At 60.8% G+C, this 21,617-nt stretch carries 19 protein-coding genes and 1 other RNA gene; 6 read left to right on the forward strand and 14 right to left on the reverse strand.

Annotated features, from left to right (window positions below; translation table 11 throughout):
- Positions 1–34 precede the first annotated feature (34 nt).
- Positions 35–553 carry a DinB family protein gene (locus GKZ68_RS02535; RefSeq protein ID WP_173110430.1) on the forward strand — a complete coding sequence of 173 codons (519 nt, stop codon included), beginning with the start codon at positions 35–37 and terminating at the stop codon, positions 551–553.
- Between the two features lie 124 nt (positions 554–677).
- On the opposite strand, the gene GKZ68_RS02540 is transcribed toward GKZ68_RS02535, so the two are convergent.
- Together GKZ68_RS02540 and GKZ68_RS02545 are read right to left on the reverse strand one after the other, a co-directional pair.
- Entirely contained in the window at positions 678–2,243 is a 1,566-nt protein-coding gene (locus GKZ68_RS02540; protein WP_367949198.1) for an amidohydrolase, read from the reverse strand.
- A gap of 265 nt (positions 2,244–2,508) precedes the next feature.
- Positions 2,509–3,279: an AMP nucleosidase gene (locus tag GKZ68_RS02545; protein WP_173110434.1), complete on the reverse strand. Its 771-nt coding sequence runs from the start codon at positions 3,277–3,279 to the stop codon at positions 2,509–2,511.
- A gap of 153 nt (positions 3,280–3,432) precedes the next feature.
- Between GKZ68_RS02545 and GKZ68_RS02550 the strand changes: the two genes are divergently transcribed.
- Positions 3,433–3,903 (forward strand): type I restriction enzyme HsdR N-terminal domain-containing protein, encoded by a 471-nt coding sequence (locus GKZ68_RS02550; RefSeq protein ID WP_173110435.1) that lies wholly within the window; start codon positions 3,433–3,435, stop codon positions 3,901–3,903.
- 8 nt (positions 3,904–3,911) lie between these two features.
- On the opposite strand, the gene GKZ68_RS02555 is transcribed toward GKZ68_RS02550, so the two are convergent.
- The 4 genes from GKZ68_RS02555 to GKZ68_RS02570 all read right to left on the reverse strand — a co-directional run bounded on the left by GKZ68_RS02555 (position 3,912) and on the right by GKZ68_RS02570 (position 7,257).
- Positions 3,912–4,478 (reverse strand): DUF4833 domain-containing protein, encoded by a 567-nt coding sequence (locus GKZ68_RS02555; RefSeq protein WP_173110437.1) that lies wholly within the window; start codon positions 4,476–4,478, stop codon positions 3,912–3,914.
- Between the two features lie 174 nt (positions 4,479–4,652).
- The gene (gene ald / locus GKZ68_RS02560; protein ID WP_173110439.1) at positions 4,653–5,780 is read right to left on the reverse strand and encodes an alanine dehydrogenase; all 1,128 of its coding nucleotides are present in this window, start codon (positions 5,778–5,780) and stop codon (positions 4,653–4,655) included.
- A gap of 76 nt (positions 5,781–5,856) precedes the next feature.
- Positions 5,857–6,372 (reverse strand): VOC family protein, encoded by a 516-nt coding sequence (locus GKZ68_RS02565; RefSeq protein WP_173110441.1) that lies wholly within the window; start codon positions 6,370–6,372, stop codon positions 5,857–5,859.
- A 114-nt stretch (positions 6,373–6,486) separates the two neighbouring features.
- Positions 6,487–7,257, reverse strand: a complete 771-nt coding sequence (locus tag GKZ68_RS02570) for a DUF1573 domain-containing protein (RefSeq protein ID WP_173110443.1) — start codon at positions 7,255–7,257, stop codon at positions 6,487–6,489.
- 168 nt (positions 7,258–7,425) lie between these two features.
- Here GKZ68_RS02570 and GKZ68_RS02575 point away from each other — a divergent pair, with 168 nt between their 5' ends.
- Complete coding sequence (locus tag GKZ68_RS02575) at positions 7,426–9,867, forward strand: thiamine pyrophosphate-dependent enzyme (RefSeq protein ID WP_173110445.1); 2,442 nt, start codon at positions 7,426–7,428, stop codon at positions 9,865–9,867.
- 80 nt (positions 9,868–9,947) lie between these two features.
- On the opposite strand, the gene GKZ68_RS02580 is transcribed toward GKZ68_RS02575, so the two are convergent.
- A complete protein-coding gene (locus GKZ68_RS02580; RefSeq protein WP_173110447.1) occupies positions 9,948–10,526 on the reverse strand; it encodes a hypothetical protein in 579 nt (192 codons plus the stop codon).
- 141 nt (positions 10,527–10,667) lie between these two features.
- Between GKZ68_RS02580 and GKZ68_RS02585 the strand changes: the two genes are divergently transcribed.
- Positions 10,668–11,681: an acyl transferase gene (locus GKZ68_RS02585; protein ID WP_254244133.1), complete on the forward strand. Its 1,014-nt coding sequence runs from the start codon at positions 10,668–10,670 to the stop codon at positions 11,679–11,681.
- 6 nt (positions 11,682–11,687) lie between these two features.
- Here the strand turns inward: GKZ68_RS02585 and GKZ68_RS02590 are convergent, their stop codons facing one another.
- The 7 genes from GKZ68_RS02590 to GKZ68_RS02620 all read right to left on the reverse strand — a co-directional run bounded on the left by GKZ68_RS02590 (position 11,688) and on the right by GKZ68_RS02620 (position 17,096).
- A complete protein-coding gene (locus GKZ68_RS02590) occupies positions 11,688–12,158 on the reverse strand; it encodes a hypothetical protein (RefSeq protein WP_173110449.1) in 471 nt (156 codons plus the stop codon).
- 74 nt (positions 12,159–12,232) lie between these two features.
- Complete coding sequence (locus GKZ68_RS02595; RefSeq protein WP_173110451.1) at positions 12,233–13,402, reverse strand: sigma-54 dependent transcriptional regulator; 1,170 nt, start codon at positions 13,400–13,402, stop codon at positions 12,233–12,235.
- A gap of 123 nt (positions 13,403–13,525) precedes the next feature.
- Positions 13,526–13,931: RNase P RNA component class A (gene rnpB / locus GKZ68_RS02600), an RNA gene on the reverse strand.
- 17 nt (positions 13,932–13,948) lie between these two features.
- On the reverse strand, positions 13,949–14,299 hold the full coding sequence (locus tag GKZ68_RS02605) for a cupin domain-containing protein (protein ID WP_173110453.1): 351 nt from the start codon (positions 14,297–14,299) through the stop codon (positions 13,949–13,951).
- An 11-nt stretch (positions 14,300–14,310) separates the two neighbouring features.
- Complete coding sequence (locus tag GKZ68_RS02610) at positions 14,311–15,234, reverse strand: metallophosphoesterase (protein WP_173110455.1); 924 nt, start codon at positions 15,232–15,234, stop codon at positions 14,311–14,313.
- A 6-nt stretch (positions 15,235–15,240) separates the two neighbouring features.
- Positions 15,241–15,816, reverse strand: coding sequence for a hypothetical protein (locus GKZ68_RS02615; protein WP_173110457.1), 576 nt, complete (start codon positions 15,814–15,816; stop codon positions 15,241–15,243).
- Between the two features lie 71 nt (positions 15,817–15,887).
- Entirely contained in the window at positions 15,888–17,096 is a 1,209-nt protein-coding gene (locus GKZ68_RS02620; RefSeq protein ID WP_254244134.1) for a Smr/MutS family protein, read from the reverse strand.
- Between the two features lie 259 nt (positions 17,097–17,355).
- Here GKZ68_RS02620 and GKZ68_RS02630 point away from each other — a divergent pair, with 259 nt between their 5' ends.
- Both GKZ68_RS02630 and GKZ68_RS02635 read left to right on the forward strand, forming a co-directional pair.
- On the forward strand, positions 17,356–20,232 hold the full coding sequence (locus GKZ68_RS02630) for an alpha-amylase family glycosyl hydrolase (protein WP_173110459.1): 2,877 nt from the start codon (positions 17,356–17,358) through the stop codon (positions 20,230–20,232).
- Positions 20,233–20,481: 249 nt separating this feature from the next.
- Positions 20,482–21,588 (forward strand): T9SS type A sorting domain-containing protein, encoded by a 1,107-nt coding sequence (locus GKZ68_RS02635; RefSeq protein ID WP_173110461.1) that lies wholly within the window; start codon positions 20,482–20,484, stop codon positions 21,586–21,588.
- Positions 21,589–21,617 lie beyond the last annotated feature (29 nt).

Here is a 21,617-nt window from a genome sequence, read left to right on the forward strand (position 1 = left end):
GTTGAGCTAGCGAACGCTTTTCTCCACCCCCTACATGCATACTTCTTCCATCCAGCAGAATATCCTCGAAGAACTCGACCGTGAGCTGGCCGTGACGCGCAAGGTTCTCGAACGCGTTCCCGACGATAAGTTCGACTACCAGCCGCACCCCAAGTCGATGAAAATGGGCACGCTGGCCTCGCACATCGTCAACTTGCTGCGGTTCAAGCAGCTTTTCATCGAAACCAGCCAGCGCGACTTTCTCGACCCCAACGCGCCTAAGCCGCCGCCCAGCCCCACTAGCACTGCCGAGCTGCTAGCCCGCTTCGACCAGTTTAGCGCCGACCTGCGCCAGGCCCTACGTACGAGCGACGACGAAAAGCTAACCGAAGGCTTCCAGCTGCGGCGCGGCGAGCAACTGCTCATGGACCGCCCCAAGGGCGCCGCCCTGCGCATTATGGGGCTCAACCACAGTATTCACCACCGCGGCCAGCTCACGGTGTACCTGCGCCTGCTCGACATCGCGGTACCCGGCATCTATGGTGGCTCGGCTGACGAGCCCGGCGGGTTTTAAATCAATCCGACCTTACCGGCGGTCATGCTGGGCTTGCGCAGCATCTTATCAGGTTAGAACAAGCCGTTCTACGCTGGCCGGATGCGTCGCAAGCTCAGTATGGCCGACGATTTTTTTATGGCTTTTAAGGCCTGGCTGTAAACACCTGCTTACCACCAATCCAGGTCTGCTGCACGGGCGCGGTGCGCAGCTGCTCATTGGGCGCGGTCAGCAAGTCGGTTTTCAGCACCACAAAATCGGCCAGCATACCGGGCTTAATCTGGCCTTTGCGCTTGTCCTCGAAGGCGGCGTGGGCGGCCCAGGTGGTCATGCCGCGCAGGGCCTGCTCGCGGGTGAGGGCATTGCTCATCTGGAAGCCGCCGCTAGGGTAGTTCTTGGCATCTTGCCGGGCCACGGCCGCGTGGTAGCCATAGAGCGGGTTAATATCCTCGACCGGAAAGTCGGACCCTAGCGCCAGCTGGCCGTATTGCTTCAGCAAATCCTGATAGGCATAGGCGGTTTGCAGGCGCTGCGCCCCTAGCCGCTCGCCGGCCCAGTACATGTCTGAGGTGGCGTGGGTGGGTTGCACCGAGGGCACAATGTGGTATTTCCCAAACTTCGGAATATCTTGCTTGCTCACCACCTGCGCGTGCTCGATGCGCCAGCGGCGGTCGGGCTGGCCCAGCAAGGCGGCGCCATAAATGTCGAGCAGCAGCCGGTTGCTGGAGTCGCCGATGGCGTGGGTGTTCATCTGAAACTTGGTAGACGCCAGCTCTTTGGCCAGCGCCCGGTAGTATTCGGGGTGTTGCAGTAAAAACCCTTTCTCGTGGGGCCGGTCGGTGTAGGGGGCTAGCAGCGCCGCCCCCCGCGAGCCCAGCGCCCCATCGGCGTAGACTTTAAAAGCCGAAATCGTGAGGTTATCGCTGAAATACGGCCCTTTCGGCAGGTAATAGGCTTTGTTCTCGGGCGTGGGGTTGAGCATGGTATAGAGCCGCAGGTGCAGCTTGCCGGCTCGTTGCAGGCTAGCCATCCGCTCAATGTCGGCGCGGTCGAGGCCGGCGTCGGCGAGGCTGGTGAGGCCCACGGCCAGGCAGTTTTGCTGGCCTTGCAGCAAGGCAGCATCGGCCTCGGCGGGGCGGGGCTCGGGGATTTTGGCGGCCACCAGCTTCACCGCATTATCGACCAGCAGGCCGGTGAGGCGGCCCTGGGCGTCGCGCCCAATCACGCCGCCGCTGATGGGCGTGCGCGCCGTAATGCCCGCCAGGTCGAGCGCCTTTTGGTTGACGAGCGCCGCGTGGCCATCGACGCGGGCGATGAGCACGGGCACGTTCGGAAACAGCACGTCGAGCGTGTCTTTAGTGGGGAAGCGCCGGCCGGGCCAGTCGTTCTGGTCCCAGCCCCGGCCCGTGAGCCACGCCGCGCCGGGCTGCTGCTGGCGGTGCGCCGTGAGGCGGCCCACCGTTTCGGCCCACGAGTTAGCTCCCACCAGATTGGCCGAGCGCAGCCCCAGCGCATAGCGGTAGAAGTGGCAGTGCGCATCGTAAAAGCCCGGGTAAATAAACTGGCCCTGCGCATCTACCGTCTGGCTAGCCTGGTAGCGCCCCTGCAAGCCGGCAGTAGTGCCCACGGCTACAAAGCGCCCGTCGCGCACGGCAAACGCCTGGGCCTTGCTGAAAGTCGAGTCGACGGTATACACCGTAGCATTCGTCACGAGGAGGTCAACGGCCTCGCGCTGAGGCTGGCAGCTAGCCAGCCCAAACGCAGCCCCCAGTGCTAAAGCACTCCCAGGTCTATAAAAAAGCCGCATGGTACAAAACGGTATGCAAAGTTCAAAAAGCGAAGGTCATGGGCAAAGCTAAGCCCGTTCTCACCAGAGAGCGGGCGCACCAAAACGCCCCCAAACCAGATAGCCTGCCACCGGCAAGCGTGCCAGTTAAATCCGTCTCCAACGAAGTTCAGCGCAGCTGCTCGGCGGGCTATTCGAATTTCAGGTGCTTCACCGACTCGCCCGAGTTCTTGAGTTCGAGCAGCGACTCGATGCCAATCAGGAGGTGCTGCTTCACAAAGTTGGTCGTCACTTTTGAGTCCGACTCGGCCGTTTTCACGCCTTCGGGCGTCATGGGGTTGTCGCTCACGAGCAGCAGCGCACCGTGCGGAATGTCATTCATGAAGCCCACCACGAAGATGGTGGCCGTTTCCATATCCACGGCCAGGGCCCGCACGCGCTTCAGGTAATCCTTGAAGTCCTGGTCGTGCTCCCACACGCGGCGGTTGGTAGTGTACACGGTGCCGGTGTAGTAGTCCAATTCGTGCTTCTTAATCATCGACGACACGGCGCGCTGCAAGCGGAAGGAGGGCAGCGCCGGGATTTCCTTGGGCAGGTAGTCGTCCGAAGTACCGTCGCCGCGAATGGCCGCGATGGGCAGCACCAGGTCGCCGAGCTTGGTCTTCTTCAGGCCGCCGCACTTGCCCAGGAAAAGCGCCGCCTTGGGCTTGATGGCCGACAGCAAATCCATGACGGTGGCCGCCATTGGCGAGCCCATGCCGAAGTTGATGATGGTGATGCCACCCGAGGTGGCCGACTGCATCGGCTTGTCGGTGCCGCGCACCTCCACGCCAAACTGCTCGGCAAACATGTACACGTAGTTGCTGAAGTTGGTAAGCAGGATGTACTGCCCAAACTCGTGCAGGGCCACGCCCGTATAGCGCGGCAGCCAGTTATTAACAATATCTTCTTTAGTCTTCATAAGGTGTTGGTTAATGGTTGATTACTAAGGGAATGTGGCTAGGCTAGCGAGTAGGCAAAACGAAAAAAGCCGCCTACCCGGTAGGGTACGGCGGCGCGGCGGGTGGTAAACCCAGGCGAAATGCGACTACCAAAACCCGTACCTTTGGAGGTGATGCAAGTGCTGGACCTGCCGCCTTTCGACCACAAAATTAGGCAAAATTTGGCGAATATCCCCGAAATATGGGATGAGCTGCGCCGCAAGTACGTGGCCCTGACCCCCGAAGAGTGGGTGCGCCAGCACGTAGCGCAGTACCTGCTGCGGCACTTAGGCTACCCGCGCGGCCTGCTCAGCCTGGAGCGCGGCCACCGCTACAACCAGCGCCAGAAGCGCACCGACCTCGTGGCGCTGGGCCCCGCCGGCCGGCCGCTGCTGCTGGTAGAGTGCAAGCGCCCGAGCGTGGCCATTACGCCGGCCGTGGCCCAGCAGGCCGCCACCTACAACCAAACCATGCGCGCGCCGTTCTTGCTGCTTACCAATGGCTTGGTGCACTACTGCTGGCGCGTAGATTTTGAGGCGGGGCTAAACGAGCGTCTGGCCGATATTCCAACCTACGCCGAGGCTAGCCGGCTGGCGGCTGGCTAGGGCCCTGGCTACACCGCGATGCGCGTGACCACCGGCGCGCGGGTCGCCGCGTCCCAGCCCTTAAACTCGATATAGCGCACGTTGGGCACCCAAAACGTGCCGCCCTCGATGCGCAAATACACGCGGGAGAGCACGATTTGCTTATTGTTGATAATCGTGAACACGTGGAAGGTCTTGTCAGCGCCCCAACGCATCAAGTAAAACGGCACCTTGTTGTAGGCCGCGAATTTTAGCTGGTATTTCTCAGGCGCCAGCTTGTCGGCGCTCAGGCCGTAGGCAAATTTGCGCTGAATATAGTTCAGGTCCTTACGCTGGCCCTGCTCGTCGTAGCGCAGCCAGAACACGTTTATCGGCTCATCCTCATCAATCTGACCTGCTCGGTTCACATTGAGTTGGTAAATGATAGTGTTAGTATTAGGGTCGCGTTGGAGGTAGAATAGCTGATTGACGACCCCGGCCGGCACCGGAAAATTGAGCATCGGCTGGCTAGCCTGGTTGGCTGCCTGCGGCTGCGGCGTGGGGCCTAGCCAGCCAAGGGCTAGCAACAGGGTAGAGAGAAAGGCGAAAATCAACATGCGTACTAACGGGTGCTAGCTACACCGGGCTAGGGCCTTTTGTTTAAGTCAGGCCGGCGGGGCGCACAAAAAAGCCTGCCGGATGTATATCCAGCAGGCTTTTTTTAAGTAGCGCGAACTTTGCAGTTCGCGTTTCAATCGGCGCAAACGCGGACTAAAAGTCCGCGCTACGCATTACACAGCGGCGCCTTCGAGCACCGAATCCACATCTACTAAGGGCAGGTTCCAGGCTTCAGCTACGCCTTTGTACACGACCTCGCCGTGCACCACGTTCAGGCCGAGGCGCAGGGCCTCGTCGCGGCGGCAGGCTTCCTGCCAGCCCAGGTTGGCCAGCTTCACGGCGTAGGGCAGCGTGGCGTTGGTGAGGGCCAGGGTGCTGGTGTAGGGCACGGCGCCGGGCATGTTGGCCACGCAGTAGTGCACCACGTCGTCGATGATGAAGGTCGGGTTTTCGTGGGTCGTGGGCTTGCAGGTTTCGATGCAGCCGCCCTGGTCCACGGCCACGTCCACGAGCACGGTGCCGGGGCGCATGGTCTTGAGCATGTCGCGGGTGATGAGGTGTGGGGCCTTGGCGCCCGGAATCAGCACGGCGCCCACCACGAGGTCGGCAGTTTTGATGGCTTCGCGGATGTTGTACTCGTTGGAGTACTGCGTCACCACGTTCTTGGGCATGAAGTCGTCGAGCTCGCGCAGGCGGTTCAGGCTGATGTCCATCACCGTCACCTGCGCGCCGAGGCCGGCGGCTACCTTGGCGGCCTGCGTGCCCACGATGCCGGCGCCCAGCACCAGCACGTGCGCGGGCTTCACGCCGGGCACGCCGCCCAGCAGAATGCCCCGGCCTTTCAGCGGCTTCTCCAGGTACTTGGCGCCTTCCTGCGGGGCCATGCGGCCGGCCACCTCGCTCATCGGAATAAGCAGCGGCAGCGCCCGTGAGGGCAGCTCCACGGTTTCATACGCGAGGCAGATGGCCTTGCGGGCTATCATAGCGTGGGTCAGCTCTTCGCCGCTGGCGAAGTGGAAGTAGGTGAACAGCAGCTGATTCTCCTTGATGAGCGGATACTCCTCGGCAATCGGCTCCTTTACCTTGATAATCATCTCGGCCTGCCCGTACACGTCGGCAATGGTGGGCAGCAGCTTGGCGCCCGCCTGCTCGTACTCGGCATCGGTAAAGCCCGAGCCTTCGCCCGCGCTCGCCTGCACCAGCAGCGAGTGGCCGTGCTTGCGCAGCTCAGCTACGCCGGCCGGAGTGAGGCCAACGCGATTTTCATTATTCTTGATTTCCTTCGGAACACCGATAAGCATGGGGCAGGGGAGGGGGAAGTGGAGAGGAGAAAACGTGCCGTAAAGATACGGCCGCTGCTACACTGCCGACGGGCTTTTAGTTCGCCAGGCGCAGCAAACCCGGCACGTCGAGCGGGTGCGTGTACATGGTCAGCTTGCCGTCGGGCGTGGTGGGCCACTCGGCGCGGGGGCGGTCCCAGTACAGCTCCAGGCCGTTGCCGTCGGGATCGTCGAGGTAAATGGCCTCGCTCACACCGTGGTCGGAGGCGCCGCGCAGCGGGTAGCCGGCTTGCAGCAGGCGCCTCACCACGGTGGCTAGCCCCGCCCGGTCTTTATACAAAATCGCCGCGTGGTAGAGGCCCGCCACGCCCTCGCGCACGGCCGGCCGGCCGCCCTGGCTGTGCCAGGTATTGAGCCCGATGTGGTGGTGGTAGCCGTCGGCCGAAAGAAAAGCCGCCGAGCCCATGTCCAGCATCACCTCAAAGCCCAGCAGGCCGTGGTAGAAGGCCAGCGCCCGCTTCATATCAGTGACTTGCAAGTGAATGTGGCCGATGCTGGTGCCCGCGGGCACGGCGTAAGTTTCGGCGGCGGGGGAGGAGGTTGAGAGGCTCATGGCGCTTAAGGTTAATTTTCGGTAAAAATAATGTACCTACATCAATCAATAAGCAGGCCCGAAAAAAAGCCCTGCCAAACCGGCATGGCTTTACGCTGAATGAGGGGCTAGCGCCTACTTAAATGGCACTGAGGCGCCGCTCTCCTTCACGAGGCTGGTGGGGACTAAGTCCTTCACCACGTTGGCCTTAAGCGTTAGTTTGGTATCGCCGTGCAGGTCGTTCGAGTCCAGCGTGACCACCTCCGTGGCCGGGCCCACGGCGCGCTGGGCATAAACCAGCTCCACCACGGCGCTCTGGCCGGGCTTGATAGGTGCCGGCGTCGCGCGGTAGCCCACGCAGTAGCACGGCGACGACACGGTAGTCAGTACCAAATCCTTAGGGCCGGTATTGCGCACCCCGATGCGCGCCACCGACTGCGTGCCGGCCTCGATGCGGCCAAAATCATAGCCTGGCCGCTCCAGCACCAGGCGCGGCGAGGCGGCCAGCTGGGCCGGCGTGAGGGTAGCGCGCAGCTCTTCTTTGGTCAGCACGGTGCCCTTGAGACTAAGCACTTTGCTGGGCTCGGAGGCATTGCTTACCACGGTCACGGTCTTGGCAAATACGCCGGGGCGGCCGGCGCTGTTGTACACGGCCTTGATGATGCCCGACTTGCCCGGCATCACGGGCGCCTTGGTCCACTCGGGCGTGGTGCAGCCGCAGCTAGCCTGGGCATTGGCAATCACAATCGGCTGATTGCCCGTGTTTTTAAACTTGAACTCGTAGGTGGCCATCGTGCCCTCGGGCACCTTGCCAAAGTCGTGGTCGGTGCTCTCGAAGGTGAGCACGCCCTGGGCGCGGGCCGCCAGGGCCAGCACGCACAAAACAAGGGTAGAAAGGAGTCGCATAGGGAAGAAGCGCCGGGCCATCGCCCGGCGAATGTGCTAGACTAACAATTACTTAACCCTGGCCGGCCGGGGCTACAGGCAAATATACGGCCGGCCCCCGGGCTGTTTCGTAAATTTGCGGCATCGCACTGCTGCTTTCCCACCCACCCATCCTATTACCTTGTTCTTATGTCTGACGCGCTGCTAGCCCCGGCCGCAACCGTATCTGGTACGACCCCGGTGCACCTGTCCCTTTCCTCAGCCGAGCTGCTCGCCGACTACCGCCTGGCCTGGGAAAGCCGCCACGCCTCGCTGGCCGGCCGCCGCGAGGTGTTTATGGGCAAGGCCAAATTTGGCATCTTCGGCGATGGCAAAGAATTGCCCCAGCTTGCCATGGCCAGGGCCTTCCAAAATGGCGACTTTCGCGCCGGCTACTACCGCGACCAGACCTTTATGGTGGCCATCGGGGAGCTGACCTGGCAGCAGTATTTTGCCCAGCTCTACGCCCACGCCGACCCCGAGGCCGACCCCAGCACCGCCGGCCGGGCCATGAACGGCCACTTTGGCACCCGCCTGCTCGACGACGACGGCAAGTTCAAGCCCCAAACTTCCAGCAAGAATTCGTCGGCCGACATCTCGCCCACCGGCGGCCAGATGCCGCGCCTCGTGGGGCTAGCCTACGCCAGCAAGCTTTACCGCCAAAACCCGGCGCTGCACCAGTACACCGACTTTTCGGTGAATGGCAACGAGGTGGCCTTCGGCACCATCGGCAACGCCAGTACCTCGGAGGGCGTGTTTTTTGAAGCTATCAATGCGGCCGGTGTGCTGCAAATCCCGCTCCTGATGTCGGTGTGGGACGACCACTACGGCATTTCGGTGCCGGCTGAATATCAGACGACCAAGCAGAGTATTTCGGCTATTCTGGCTGGCTTTCAGCGCGAAGGTGAGGGCCAGGACGGCTTCGAGATTTTTGTGGTGCGCGGCTGGGACTACCCGAGCCTCGTGGATACCTACCAGCGCGCCGCCGCCGTGTGCCGCGAGCAGCACGTGCCGGTGCTCGTGCATGTGACCGAGGTGACGCAGCCGCAGGGCCACAGCACCAGCGGCTCGCACGAGCGCTACAAGCCCAAGGCCCGCCTGAGCTGGGAGGAGGAGCACGACTGCCTCACGAAGTTCCGCGAGTACCTGCTCACCGAGGGCCTAGCTGCTGAAGACGAACTGGCCCAAATTGAAAAAACGGCCGCCGCCACCATCAAGCAGGCGCGCACCACGGCGTGGTCGGCATTTTTCGACCCCATTCAGCAGGAGCGCGAAGAGGCGCTGGTGATTCTCAACAAGATGGTGGCCGAGGCCGGCGAAGAAAACAGCCTGGCCGAGCTGGTCAATACCTTAAAAACCAACGTGACGCCCATTCGGGCCGACATTGTGCGCACGCTGCGCCGGGCCCTGCGCCAGGTGCGCGGCAACCGCCCCAGCGCCGGCCGCCGCGCCGCCCAGCGCCTGCTCGAGCAGTGCGAGGCCGAAAATACCGACCGCTACAACTCCTACCTCTTCAGCCAGAGCGACGAGGCGGTGGGCAACATCGAGGAGGTGCCCGTGCAGTTTGCGCCCGACGCGCCCCTGGTCGATGGCCGCGAGGTGCTGCAAGCCTGCTTCACGGCCAACTTCGAGCGCGACCCGCGCATCTTCGCCATCGGCGAAGACGTGGGCCACATTGGCGATGTAAACCAGGCGTTTGCGGGCTTGCAGGAGAAATTCGGCGCGCTGCGCGTTACGGATACTGGTATTCGCGAGTGCACCATTGTGGGGCAGGGCATTGGGGCGGCGCTGCGCGGCCTGCGGCCCATTACCGAGATTCAATACCTGGACTACCTGCTCTATGCCATTCAGATATTGAGCGATGACGTGGCCTGCCTGCAATACCGCACCAAGGGCGGGCAGAAGGCGCCGCTCATCGTGCGCACCCGCGGGCACCGGCTGGAGGGCATCTGGCACTCGGGCTCGCCCATCCAAATGATACTCGGAGCCATCCGGGGCATGCACTTGTGCGTGCCGCGCGACATGACCCAGGCGGCGGGTTTCTACAACACCTTGCTGCGCTCGGACGAGCCGGCTATCGTCATTGAGTGCCTGAACGGCTACCGCCTCAAGGAAAAGCTGCCGGCCAATATCGGCGAGTTTACGCTGCCGCTAGGCCGTCCCGAGGTACTGCGTCAGGGTGAAGACCTTACCATCGTCACCTACGGCTCAATGTGCCGTATTGTGCTCGACGCCGCCAAGCAGCTGGCCGAGGTAGGTATATCGACCGAAGTAATTGACGTGCAGACGCTATTGCCCTTCGATACCGACCAGCTCATTGCCGACAGCCTGCGCAAAACCGGCCGCGTCATCTTTGCCGATGAGGACGTGCCCGGCGGCGCCACCGCCTACATGATGCAGCAGGTGCTCGACGGCCAGCAGGCCTACCAGCTGCTCGACTCGGCGCCGCGCTGCATCGCCGCGCAGGCCCACCGCCCGCCCTACGGCTCGGATGGCGACTATTTCTCCAAGCCCAATGCGGAGGACGTATTCGACGCGGCCTACGAGCTGCTGCGCGAAACTGACCCGGCTAGCTTCCCGGCTATTTATTAAACAACCAAGGACCCCGCTGCCAACCTGCTTGCAGGCGCAACGGGGGCCTCGCTGGGAATAAACGCTTGGCTGGCAACCGGCTAGCGAGGCAGAATATAGACGCTGCGGGTAGTAATGGTATTGCTCACGTGCAGAGCGCGGTCGGCAATGGATATCTCAAAACGCACGCTGTCGCGGGGTTGAAAGATATCGCCCAGGCCAAAGGCGATGGGAGCATAGGTGAGCGTGCCCTTGATGGGCGCGGCTTTGCTGTCGGTGGTCGTGGTAGGGTGCGGAAACGCACCGTTGTAGGCGCCGGCCGTGGTCAGGCCCTTCGAAACTACCGACTCATACTTGCCGGTGACGGTGTTGCGGACGAAGGGCTCGACGAAGAAATTATTATAAAACTTGTTGGCACCCTTCTGGTAGTCGTAGGGCGGGTTTTTGCGCTCATCCGATGTCAGTCCCAGGTCGCCGTCGCCATCCTGGTAGTTGATGGTCATGCGGATAGAGTCGAGCGGCTGCCCGCCTGCCTGCTTTGGCTGAATGCGAATATCCTGAATGTCGTTGAAGCTGATAGAGGGCGTAGTGGAATACTCCGGTGCTTTGAGGCAAGCGCTCAGGCTGGTGGCCAGCAGGCCCAGGCCACCGATTGAATAGGCTAGTCGAAACAAATTCATACGCAAACGCAAAAAAAATAAAGCCCACCAGTGCCGCCGTTGCCCCTAGCGCCAACGTGCAGGCGCGTGGTTTGTTGTGCTGGCGTAAATGTAAGCAGCCCGTGCCCGTGCCCGCTTTCTGCCTAACCCTCGCTTCGTATTATGAGTTTCCGCGCCACTTTTCTGGGAGCCAACTACCACACCCTGACGCACCTTGTGCCGGCTGCTTTTGAGGCGGCAGCCCTGTCGCTGTTCCGGTACCAGGCGGTACGTTGCCCGCCCTACCGCGATTTTTTGGCTAGCCTGGGCCGCGACCCGGCGGCCGTGCAGCGCCTAGTGGATATCCCGTTTTTGCCCATCGAGTTTTTCAAGACCCACGAAGTACGCACCGACCCTAGCCAGTGGCAGCCGCAGGAGGTGTTCAGAAGCAGCGGCACTACTTTGCAGCAGCGCAGCCGCCACCTCGTGCGCGACCCGGCCCTGTACCGCGCCAATGCGGCGGCCATCTTTGAGGCGGCTTACGGGCCGCTCACCGACTGGATTTTTCTGGCTCTACTGCCCTCGTATCTGGAGCAGGGTGAGTCTTCGCTGGTAGCGATGGTGGCCGATTTTGCCCAGCGCTCAGGCCAAAGCCAGCCCGCTTTTTTCCTGCGCGACCACGCCGGGCTGCTGCGCGCCCTAGCCGATGCCAAGCAGCAGCCCGGCCGCCGCGTCATGCTTTTCGGCGTCACCTACGCGCTGCTTGACCTGGCCGCCGAAGTTGGCCCGGCACCTGAGCTGCAAAACCTAACCGTGCTCGAAACCGGTGGCATGAAGGGCCGCCGCCGCGAGATGATTCGTGAGGAGCTGCACCAGGAATTGCAGGCGGCTTTCGGCCCCGCGCCTCTGCACTCCGAATACGGCATGACCGAGCTGCTGAGCCAGGCCTACTCGCCGGGCGAGGGACTATTTTACTGCCCGCCGCAGCTGCGGGTGCTGCTGCGCGACCCCGCCGACCCGTTCTCAGTGGCTGAGGACCGGGCCGACGGTGCCATCAACGTCATCGACCTGGCCAACGTGGACAGCTGCGCCTTCATCGAAACCAAAGACTTAGCCCGCCGGCACCCTAGCGGGGCTTTTGAAGTGCTGGGGCGGCTGGATAACTCGGATATTCGCGGGTGCAGCCAGCTGGTGTAATTCAAGCTAGCGCGTATTGGGGCCAGCTGTCTGCAAAAGCTTTTCGCACTGATAAAGCCAGTAGCCATAAAGGCTCAGCATTAGTAAAGCATTCCCTAAATGATTTCCAAAAAGCAGGTCTGCTACGAAAGGTAATTTCAAGCGAAATAATATAATAGTGTATTCGCGATAATAGTAAGTAGACGGGATTTCGTAGTCAGTAGTAAAATAAAATCTTAATAGGCTCACCGCTTTTAAAGAATTTACCACTAGCACAAAAAACCACAGCGACCGACTGTTTCTGTAGGTAGCTACGATAAAAATAATAAAAACGAGAATTTTCTCTGTGTAGAAATAATAGTGGTTTGGATGCACATGCGAACTCCATGGAAAGTCAATTAACTCTGCTACCATGCTAGCCATTAGCAACAGGGTCATAACACTCCAGTGGATACGCAAGGTGCGTCGTATTCTAGTACCTTGCTGGGAGATTTCCATAGTAATAAAAATACCCTAGCGAGGCTTAAATAACGGCCTCGCTAGGGTATGCAAAGAGGGTTTTAGGTCTAAAGCTATTTTCCCGCAAAAGCCTTCGCGTCGGCTTCTTCAATGGTGGCATCACTCATAATCACGAGGCGCTCGACCACGTTGCGTAGCTCGCGGATATTGCCGCGCCAGTCGAGGCCTTGCAGATACTTGAGGGCGCCGGCCGATATATTTTTGGGCTTGTTGCCGTAGTCGGCGGCAATGTCTTGCAGGAATTTCTGCACCAAATCCGGAATATCCTCGCGGCGGTCGTTGAGGGCCGGCACCTGGATGAGAATAACCGAGAGGCGGTGATACAAGTCCTCGCGGAAATTCTTGTCGGCGATTTCCTGGAGCAGGTCCTTATTAGTGGCCGCCAGCACCCGCACATTCACCGAAATTTCTTTTTCGCCACCCACGCGGGTAATCTTGTTTTCCTGCAAGGCGCGCAGCACCTTGGCCTGGGCCGAAAGGCTCATGTCGCCGATTTCGTCCAGGAAAAGCGTGCCGCCGTCGGCCTGCTCAAACTTACCAATGCGCTGCTTCACGGCCGACGTGAACGAGCCCTTTTCGTGGCCGAATAACTCGCTCTCAATTAGCTCGCTCGGAATAGCGGCGCAGTTTACTTCCACCAGCGGGCCGTTGGCGCGGGGGCTGAGCTGGTGCAGCTGCCTAGCCACCATCTCCTTGCCGGCGCCGTTGGGGCCGGTGATGAGCACGCGGGCATCGGTGGGCGCTACCTTCTCAATGGCCTTGCGCACCGACCCTAGCGCGGCCGAGCTGCCTATCATTTCGGAGCCCTTGCCGGTGCTCACGGCCAGCTTTTTCTTGAGGGTTTTGGTTTCGGTGACGAGCTTGCTGCGGTCGAGGGCATTGCGCACCGTGATGAGCAGGCGGTTGAGGTCGGGCGGCTTGGGCAGGAAATCGAAGGCGCCTTTTTTGGTGGCGTCCACGGCGGTTTCGATGTTGCCGTGGGCCGATACCATGATGAAGGCCGCATCGGGGGCTAGCGTGCGGGCGCGCTCCAGTACTTCGAGGCCATCCATCTTGGGCATTTTCACATCGCACAGCACCACGTCGTACTTCTGCTGAATGAGCAGGTCGAGCCCCGCCGGGCCATCCTCGGCCTGGTCTACCTGGTAGCCTTCAAACTCCAGGATTTCCTTGAGGGTGTGGCGAATGGCCTTTTCGTCGTCGATAATGAGAATGCGGGGCACGGGGCAGTGAGCAGTAAATAGTGAGTAGTGAGCAGTGAAAAGCAGCAAGCGAACTATTCACTGTTCACTACGCACTGTTCACCACAAAAAGCGGCTGCCTTCTTGCGAAAGCAGCCGCCGAAATTACGCAATGAGCCGATAAGCCGGGTTCTGTCCGCCCTGCTGCGTTTCCGCAGGTGGCGGCCCCACCATTTATCTAGGCCTAGGGTCACCCCTAGGCTCCAGCGACCTACCCGCAAACCCGGGCGGGCCGCCCGGTGCCGCCGGCCCCCGCAGAGGCTAGCGACGTGTCTGCTTATTTGGTCTTGCAACCCCTGAGGTTTACCCAGCCGGCGTGGTTGCCCAGCCGCTGGTGCGCTCTTACCGCACCTTTTCACCCTTACCCTTGCGGGCGGTTATTTTCTGTGGCACTGGCTGTCCTGGCCCGATTGGCCAGTCCTTCCCGTTAGGAAGCAGGGTGCCCTGCGTAGCCCGGACTTTCCTCCCCGCCCGCATTTGCGTTGGGCGCGGCGGTGGGGTGGCTCACTGCGGAGGCAAAGGTACGGGCTATTTGGTAGCAGGCAGAAAGTCGAGCCGCAGGGGGCTGAACGAGTCGAGCAGCGTGCCGGCCTGCCGCGCCACCACGCCGTGGGGCACGTTGGGGGCGGCGTAGAACGAGTCGCCGGCGCGCAGCACGCGCACCTCGTCGCCCACGGTTACTTCAAACTCGCCGCTTTCGACGTAACTAATCTGGCTGTGCACGTGCTGATGCAGCGCGCCCACGGCGCCTGCCGCAAACTCTGCTTTAACCAGCAGCAGGTCATCGTTGTAGGCCACCAGCGAGCGGTGCACGCCGGGGCCGGTTGCTTCCCAAGTGAGGCTGGCGGCGGGCGTAAAGACAGGAGTGGAATGCGTCATGGCTATAAAAACTAAGGAACCCACACCAGCTTATCGACGCGCAGCACCTGCTCGCCGTCCCAGCGGTAGCCGATGAGCTGGCCGCCGCGGGCCACGCTGTAGTCGAGGCACACGGCGTGAGGCTGGAGGATTTGCGGCGTGCCGCGCAGCCAGTAGTGGCCGAAAAAAACGGGCGTGTCGTCCTGGTAGTAGCTAGGGTCGAGGTGCGAAAAATCGACGGGCTGCCCGCGCAGTTCGGCCAGGTCTTCGAGGTAATAATCGGCGTAGCTGGGGGCAGTGGCGGGGTTTTGCCACCAGCGCAGGCGCATGCGGCTGCGGCGGTGCCCGTCTTTGTCGGCAAAGGTGAGGCCACCGGGCAACTTGTCCTCGCGGCCCTTGAGCACAATTTCGGCGGCCTCGAACTCGGGGCTGCCGCGGCGGCTGGCGCGCAGCAGAAAGTCGCGGGTGAGGTGCAGGTCGGGCAGCTGCTGGCGCAGGTAGGCCAGCTGGCTAGGCTCCCAGCAGGCGTGCACGGCGCGCAGGCCAGGCAGTTCCAGGGCCAGCGGCAAAGTCAGAAACCACTCCAGATATCCTAGCCACTCGGCAAACAGCTCGGAGGTACGAAACTCCTTAATGGTTTCGAGGTGCTGCAAAATGTGCTGCGGCTTGTGCGGCCGCAGGTGCCCGCCCTCCGGATGAAACTGCCAGAAGGCGAGCGCGTTGTATTCGTGGTTGCCCAATATGGCCAGCGCCGCGCCACCGTCCACCATGCTGCGCACCAGCTGCAAGGTTTCGCGGATTTTCGGGCCCCGGTCGATGTAATCGCCCAGATAAATGACCTGCCGCCCGCTAGGGTGGCGCAGCACGCCGCTGGCATCGGGCCGGTAGCCGAGGTGGGCTAGCAGGGCACGCAGCTCGTCGGCATGGCCGTGAATGTCGCCGATGAGGTCGTACATAAATGATTAATGAGCGTAGGTTGCAGGCATGCCCAGCGACTGCCGGTAGAGCGCTACCACGCGGAACGAGCGAGGCCCAGCCGGTGGGGACTCATAAAATGCCAAGGAATGATACCACTTCATGGAAGCTAGCGGGTCAAGAAAGCGCGGATTATCAGCATAGGCTTGTTTCAGATACTTTTTCGATAGCCGCTGCACAGGGCCCGTCAGGCCTTGACTGAAAAAGTAGATGCGCTGTTGCGTTTTGCCATTACTAGTTAGCCGCGAATAAATTGAAAGCGTATCAGCCTGCTCCACTTCGTAGGCCGCGTGTTTGTAGAGCCGGTAGGCCACGTGGTTAGATCCGGCGTAGCCCCATACACTATCGAGCGATACTTTTGTGCGCCGCTCGCCGCTACCAGGTGCATTCACCACGTACACCTTGCGAGCCAGAAAGACCTTGCCGGCATTGAGCCCCGCTAAGCTGGGCTGCCGCTGCCGGAAGGCAGCAGCAGTTTTATAAATGCCAGTAGGAGATTGGGGCCGGCTGGTCTGGCAGCCGGCTAGCCCCAGCAGACCCGCCCAAAGCAACTGCTTTACCATAGCAGAAAGCGAAATAAAGTTGCTAGCAAACCTAGCAGCTGTGCTGTGAAAGCAGGGTGAAAGCCTATTGGCTACTTCAGTCGCACCAGGGTGGCGCCGTAGCCAAATTTCTCCTTCTGGGCTTCTTCAAAAAACTTAATGTCCTTATTGCGGCTCAGCTGGCGGTGAATTTCCTTGCGCAGCGTGCCGTTGCCGGCGCCGTGGATGAAGATGATTTCGTGCATGTTAGTAGCCAGGGCGCGGCTGAGGGCATCCTCAAAAGCATCGAGCTGGAGGCGCAGCATGGCGGTGTTGCTGAGGCCCTCAGCCCCTTCGGGGCGCAGCTTTTCGATGTGCAGGTCGAACTCGTGGGGCGGGGCCACCAAGGCCGCGGCCGGCTTGGGCGGGGCGGGGGCAATGGCGGCCGGCACGGCCAGGGGCTTGTCGCCGGCCAGGGCCTGCTGCAATATGCTGGCCTGCTTGGGGTTGAGGGGCGGGGCGGGGCTAGCGGCGGCTTCGGCGGCCTCCAGGGCGGCTTCGGCCTGGGCCAGCTTCTCGGGGTTGAGGGCGGGGGCGGGGCGCTCGTCGAGCTGAAACAGATACGCCTCCTTGCCAATAACCGGCGCCGGGCGGCGGCTGGTGTAGAAGGTGCTGGCCTTGAACGACTGGCGCTTGGTGAGCAGGTCGTAGGCCGTGTCGGCATTCAGCTTAAAGCTTAGCAGCTGAAACACCACGGCGGGCCACTGCTCGAAGTCCTTGAGGTGCAGGTGGGCTAGCGGGGCGCTGGCGGCCTTGGCCTTTAGCTGGCCGGTGGTCAGGGCGCGGTACTTGCCCTGGCGCTCTTCGCCGTAGGTAAAGACTACCTCGGCCTCGGTATTGTTGAGCAGGTGCAGCGCCAGCAGCTCGGGCGCTTGGTGCACCAGGGCCAGGAAGAGGCCTTTGGCGGCGGGCGGTGGGGGCGTGGCGGCCGCCCGTGGCGGCATAGCAGCACTGGGGCCGGCGGGCTGCGGCCGGGCAGCGGGGCTAGCCGGGGCCGGGCCGGGCGGGCCAGGGCGCGGGGTCTTGGGCTGGCCGCCCAGGGGCTTGTTTTTCTTGCTGCCGGTGGCGGGGCGGGCGGGCTCGGGGGCGGGGCGGCGGAAGGCCTGGCCTTCTTCGGCGGCCACCAGCACGAGCTCGCGGCGCAGCACCGGAATGGTAAAGTCGTTGTCGATGGCTACTTCGACCAGCTCGCTGTCGAGCAGGCGGGTAACAATGCCTTCCTCGGTGCCCGTGAGCAGCCGCACTCTATCTCCTACGTTCATAAAAACACAACTAATGGTCGGTACATACACTCGTACCAGGCAATACGCGAAGCGCGCCGTAAAGGTAGCCTGGGCCGGGGGGCAGGCCGGTAACAAGGCCTTGGGGAGCTGGTAAAGAGCGCAAACGTTTGCAGGTGAGCACCGTGAAATGCGCGTGAATGTGCTGGAAAAGGGGCTCGGTGTGTTGTATCTTAGCTGAGACGCTGGCTAGTCAACTTGATTGGCGGTGCGGCGCTTGTTTCTTTTCCCCACCCATTTTATGAAAAAACCTCAACTCCTGGGGCGTTTGGTGCTGGCCATCCTGCTGTTGGCCGGCTGGGCCCCGGCAGCCTGGGCCCAGTCGCCAGTGACGGTCAGCCCGTCGTATTTCACGGCCGATACGCCCATTACCCTTACTTATGATGCTACGCTGGGCAATGGCGGGCTAGCCGCTTACACCGGCGACGTATATATCTGGACCGGGCTCATCACCGACAAAAGCACGGACGATACGAACTGGCACTTTGTGGTTGGTACGAGCTATTCGAACCCAATTGCCGCCGAGAAAATGACCTCGCTCGGCAACCACAAGTATAGCATCACGTTCACGCCGCGCACCTACTATCCGGGCTTTGCGACCTCAGGCGAGGTGCTGAAAAAGCTGGCGATGGTGTTTCGCGCTTCGGGCGGCTCGCCCGAGGGCAAAGGCGTGGGCAACAGTAATATTCTGGTGACGCCCGGCGTGCAGGTGAGTTTCACCAGCCCCGCCACGGCTAATACCATTGTGGCGGCCGGCACTTCGGTAGCCGTGGCGGGCACGGCCACGGTGGCATCGACGATTACGCTCACGCTCAATGGCGCGCAAGTGACGCAGGTGACCAACGCCACCTCGCTCTCGACCAATGTGACCATCAGCCAGCAGGGCGTGAACACGCTGGTGCTCACGGCTACTGATGGTACGACCACGGCCACGGCCACGACTACCGTTATTGTGGCGCCGCCCGTGACGACGGCCGCGCTGCCGGCCGGCGCCAAGCCCGACGGCATCACGTACCTGGCCAACGGCACCTCGGTTATCTTGAGTCTGACGGCGCCCAAGAAGAGCTTTGTGTACGTGATTGGCGAGTTCAACAACTGGCAGGCTACCTCGGCCGGCCTGATGAACAAAACCTTGACCGTAGACTCGGACCCGGCTACCGGCCGCTGGTGGGTGCAGATTGACGGCCTCACGGCGGGCCAGGAATACGCCTACCAGTTTCTGGTAGATGGCCAGCTGCGCGTGGCTGACCCGTACTGCGACAAAATTCTGGACCCGGACAATGACAAGTATATTCCGGCCGTCACGTATCCCAACCTGAAGCCTTATCCTACGGGCAGCACTACCGGCCTGGTATCGGTGCTGCAAACCAGTCAGGCGGTCTATACCTGGAAGACCACCACGTTTAAGCGCCCAGCCCGCACCAACATGGTAGTGTACGAGCTACTGGTGCGCGACTTCACGGCCCGCCACGACTACCAGACACTGAAGGATACGCTCAACTACATTCAGCGGCTAGGGGTCAATACCATCGAGCTGATGCCCATCAACGAGTTTGACGGCAACGACAACTGGGGCTACAGCCCGTGCTTCTACTTCGCGCCCGACAAATACTACGGCACTAAGAATGCGCTTAAGGACTTTATCGACGAGTGCCACCGCCGGGGCATTGCCGTGGTGCTCGATATGGTGCTCAACCACTCGACCGGCCTGAGCCCGATGGTGCAGCTCTACGGCAACATTTCGAGCGGCCCCACTTCCGATAACCCGTGGTTTAATACCTCGGCGCCGCACCCCTACAGCGTGTACAACGACCTGAACCACGAGAGCCCCTACACCCGATACTTCTCGAAGAACGTCATCAAGTACTGGCTGCAGGAATACCACGTCGACGGCTACCGCTTCGACCTGGCCGGCGGCTTCAGCCAGGTGCCCAAAACGACGGCAACCTACGGCCAGTTTGACCAGACGCGCGTCAACATCTGGCAAGATTACTACAACACCCAGATGAGCACCGACCCCACGTCGTACCCCATTCTGGAGCACTTCACCGACGTGGCCAGCGCCGCTAACCCCACCGACGAAGGCAAGGTGCTGAGCGACCTCGGCATGATGCTGTGGGGCAATATGAACTACAGCTACACGCAGGCCGCGATGGGCTACACCACCGGCTGGGACCTGAGCTTTGGCTACTACGGCGACCAGGGTGGCCGGGGCTGGGGCAAGCCCAACTCGATTGGCTACATGGAAAGCCACGACGAGGAGCGGATGCAGTTCAAGAACAAAACCTACGGCAACAGCAGCGGCACTTACTCGACCAAGGACCCCACCACCGGCCTCAAGCGCGACGAAATGTCGGCGGCGCTCTTCTTCTCGCAGCCCGGCCCGCGCATGGTGTGGCAGTTTGGCGAGCTAGGCTACGACTACAGCATCAACACCTGCTCGGACGGCACCATCAACAATAACTGCCGCACGGCCGCCAAGCCCATCCGCTGGGACTACCAGCAGGATACTAACCGCCGTCACCTCTACAATACTTACAAGGCGATGGCCCTGCTCAAGCAACAGCCGGTGTTCAGCTCGTTTACCTCGTATACCCAGAACCTGGGCGGCGCGGTTAAGAGCATCAGCATTGCTAATGCCGACCTGGCCGTAGTAACGTATGGCAACTTTGACGTGGTGGCCACTAACGCGACCCTCACCTTCCCCAGCACCGGTATCTGGTATAACTACTTCACCGGCACCACGCTGAACGTGACCAGCCCGACCATGACCATGAGCCTGCAACCCGGCGACTATGCCGTGTACACGAGCAAGGCTATTGCCGTGGCCAACCCGCTCGCTACCCGCACCCAGCAAACGGCTACCTTCCAGCTGAGCCTGGCCCCGAATCCGGCCGCCGGCACTACCACCGTAGCCTACCAGCTGCCTACGGCGGCCACGGCCAGCATCGCGGTGCAAAACCTGCTTGGCCAAACCGTGCGCCAGCTAGCCCCGGCCCGCCAGGCCGCCGGCGCGCAGTCGCAAAGGCTGCCCTTGCAGGGCCTGGCCCCCGGCGTGTACCTGGTACGCCTGCAAGCCGGCGACCTAACCCAGACCACCCGCTTGCTGGTGCAATAGTCCGCTAGCTTACCTACTACAAAAAACCCTGGCCAGCGGTGGCTGGCCAGGGTTTTTTGTGACAAAAGGCCGGCAACGAGAATCAACTGAAAAAAGTGTGTGAAATAACTACTTTTTTCAGTTTATTTTCAGCTGGGCTCTCTACATTTACCGCACTAAGCCACGCTTAGGGCCACGCTAAGCACTACTTACCGCTCAGCTTGTCTGCCATTTTACTATTCTCTTTCTCCCACCTCTTTTTTCAACAACATGAGAAAAATATTTACCCTTGCTGCTGCCGGTGTATTAGCAGCTACCACCTTCGGCGCTCAGGCGCAGATTATCCTTGACGGGAAAGTAGACGCTACTGAGATTGCCACTACTTACATGTCGGGCAAGTATCAACTAGTAAGCGCTTACAATGGAACACACTCTGTAGCCGACCACGGGCTGAAAGCTCTTTACGTAGGTACCGATGCTACCCACTTATACATTGCGGTGGTTGGCTCATTCGAACAGACTACTACGTATCCGGGTATTGTGGCTTATTTTAATCTGCCCAATAAAACCGGAGTAGCCGCCGGAACTAAACTGGCCGGTGGCAACGACGGCCAAAGCCCACTGAAGCAAAAGCCGACCATGGACTTTGAGGTGGATTACGGCATTCGCCTAAACGTATCGCCTACTGGCATGGCAAATGGTTATATAAGTTCTGTGGACTATACCACCGGCAATCCTGTTGCTGGTGTCCCCGATACGTACCAAGGCAGCGTTGATAAGGTCGGAACTAAGACGACTGCGTCGGCTACTAGTGGTCCATTCCTGAACTGGCAAGCTGCTTATATTACTTCGACGAGTCTTGCGGCCAATACGGCTAATTCGGCAGCTGAATTTCAATTTGACCTAGCCAACCTAGGATTAACGGCATCTACGCCTAATATTGATATGTTTGTTGCCTATGTAAATGACGGAGGCATCTTTACGACAGATACCTTTCCACCCATCGTTAACCAAACTACTGCATTGGCAGCTGACCAAGATTTTACGCAAATCGCGGGTAAGCAGTTCTTAACGTATCAGATTGGCACTGGTGTGTTGGCTACCAAAGTAGCCGCTTCGGCCCTGAGCCTGAGCGTGTATCCGAACCCCGTGCGTGGGACATCGTTGGTGACGTATGAAGTGACTGACCGCGCCAGCAACGTCAACATCGTACTCACTGATTTGCTGGGCCGCACCGTGCGCACCCTCGAAAACAGCCTCAAGCCGGTAGGTCCCCAAACGACTCCGGTAGATGTGGCTAGCCTGGCCACTGGCACGTACCTGATGCGCGTGCAAGTGGGCGACAAGGTTTCGACCAGCAAAGTATCGGTGCTCTAAGCTACCGCATTAAGTTAAGTACAAAAGCC

The sequence above is a fragment of the Hymenobacter sp. BRD128 genome (genome assembly GCF_013256625.1).
Lineage (GTDB): Bacteria > Bacteroidota > Bacteroidia > Cytophagales > Hymenobacteraceae > Hymenobacter.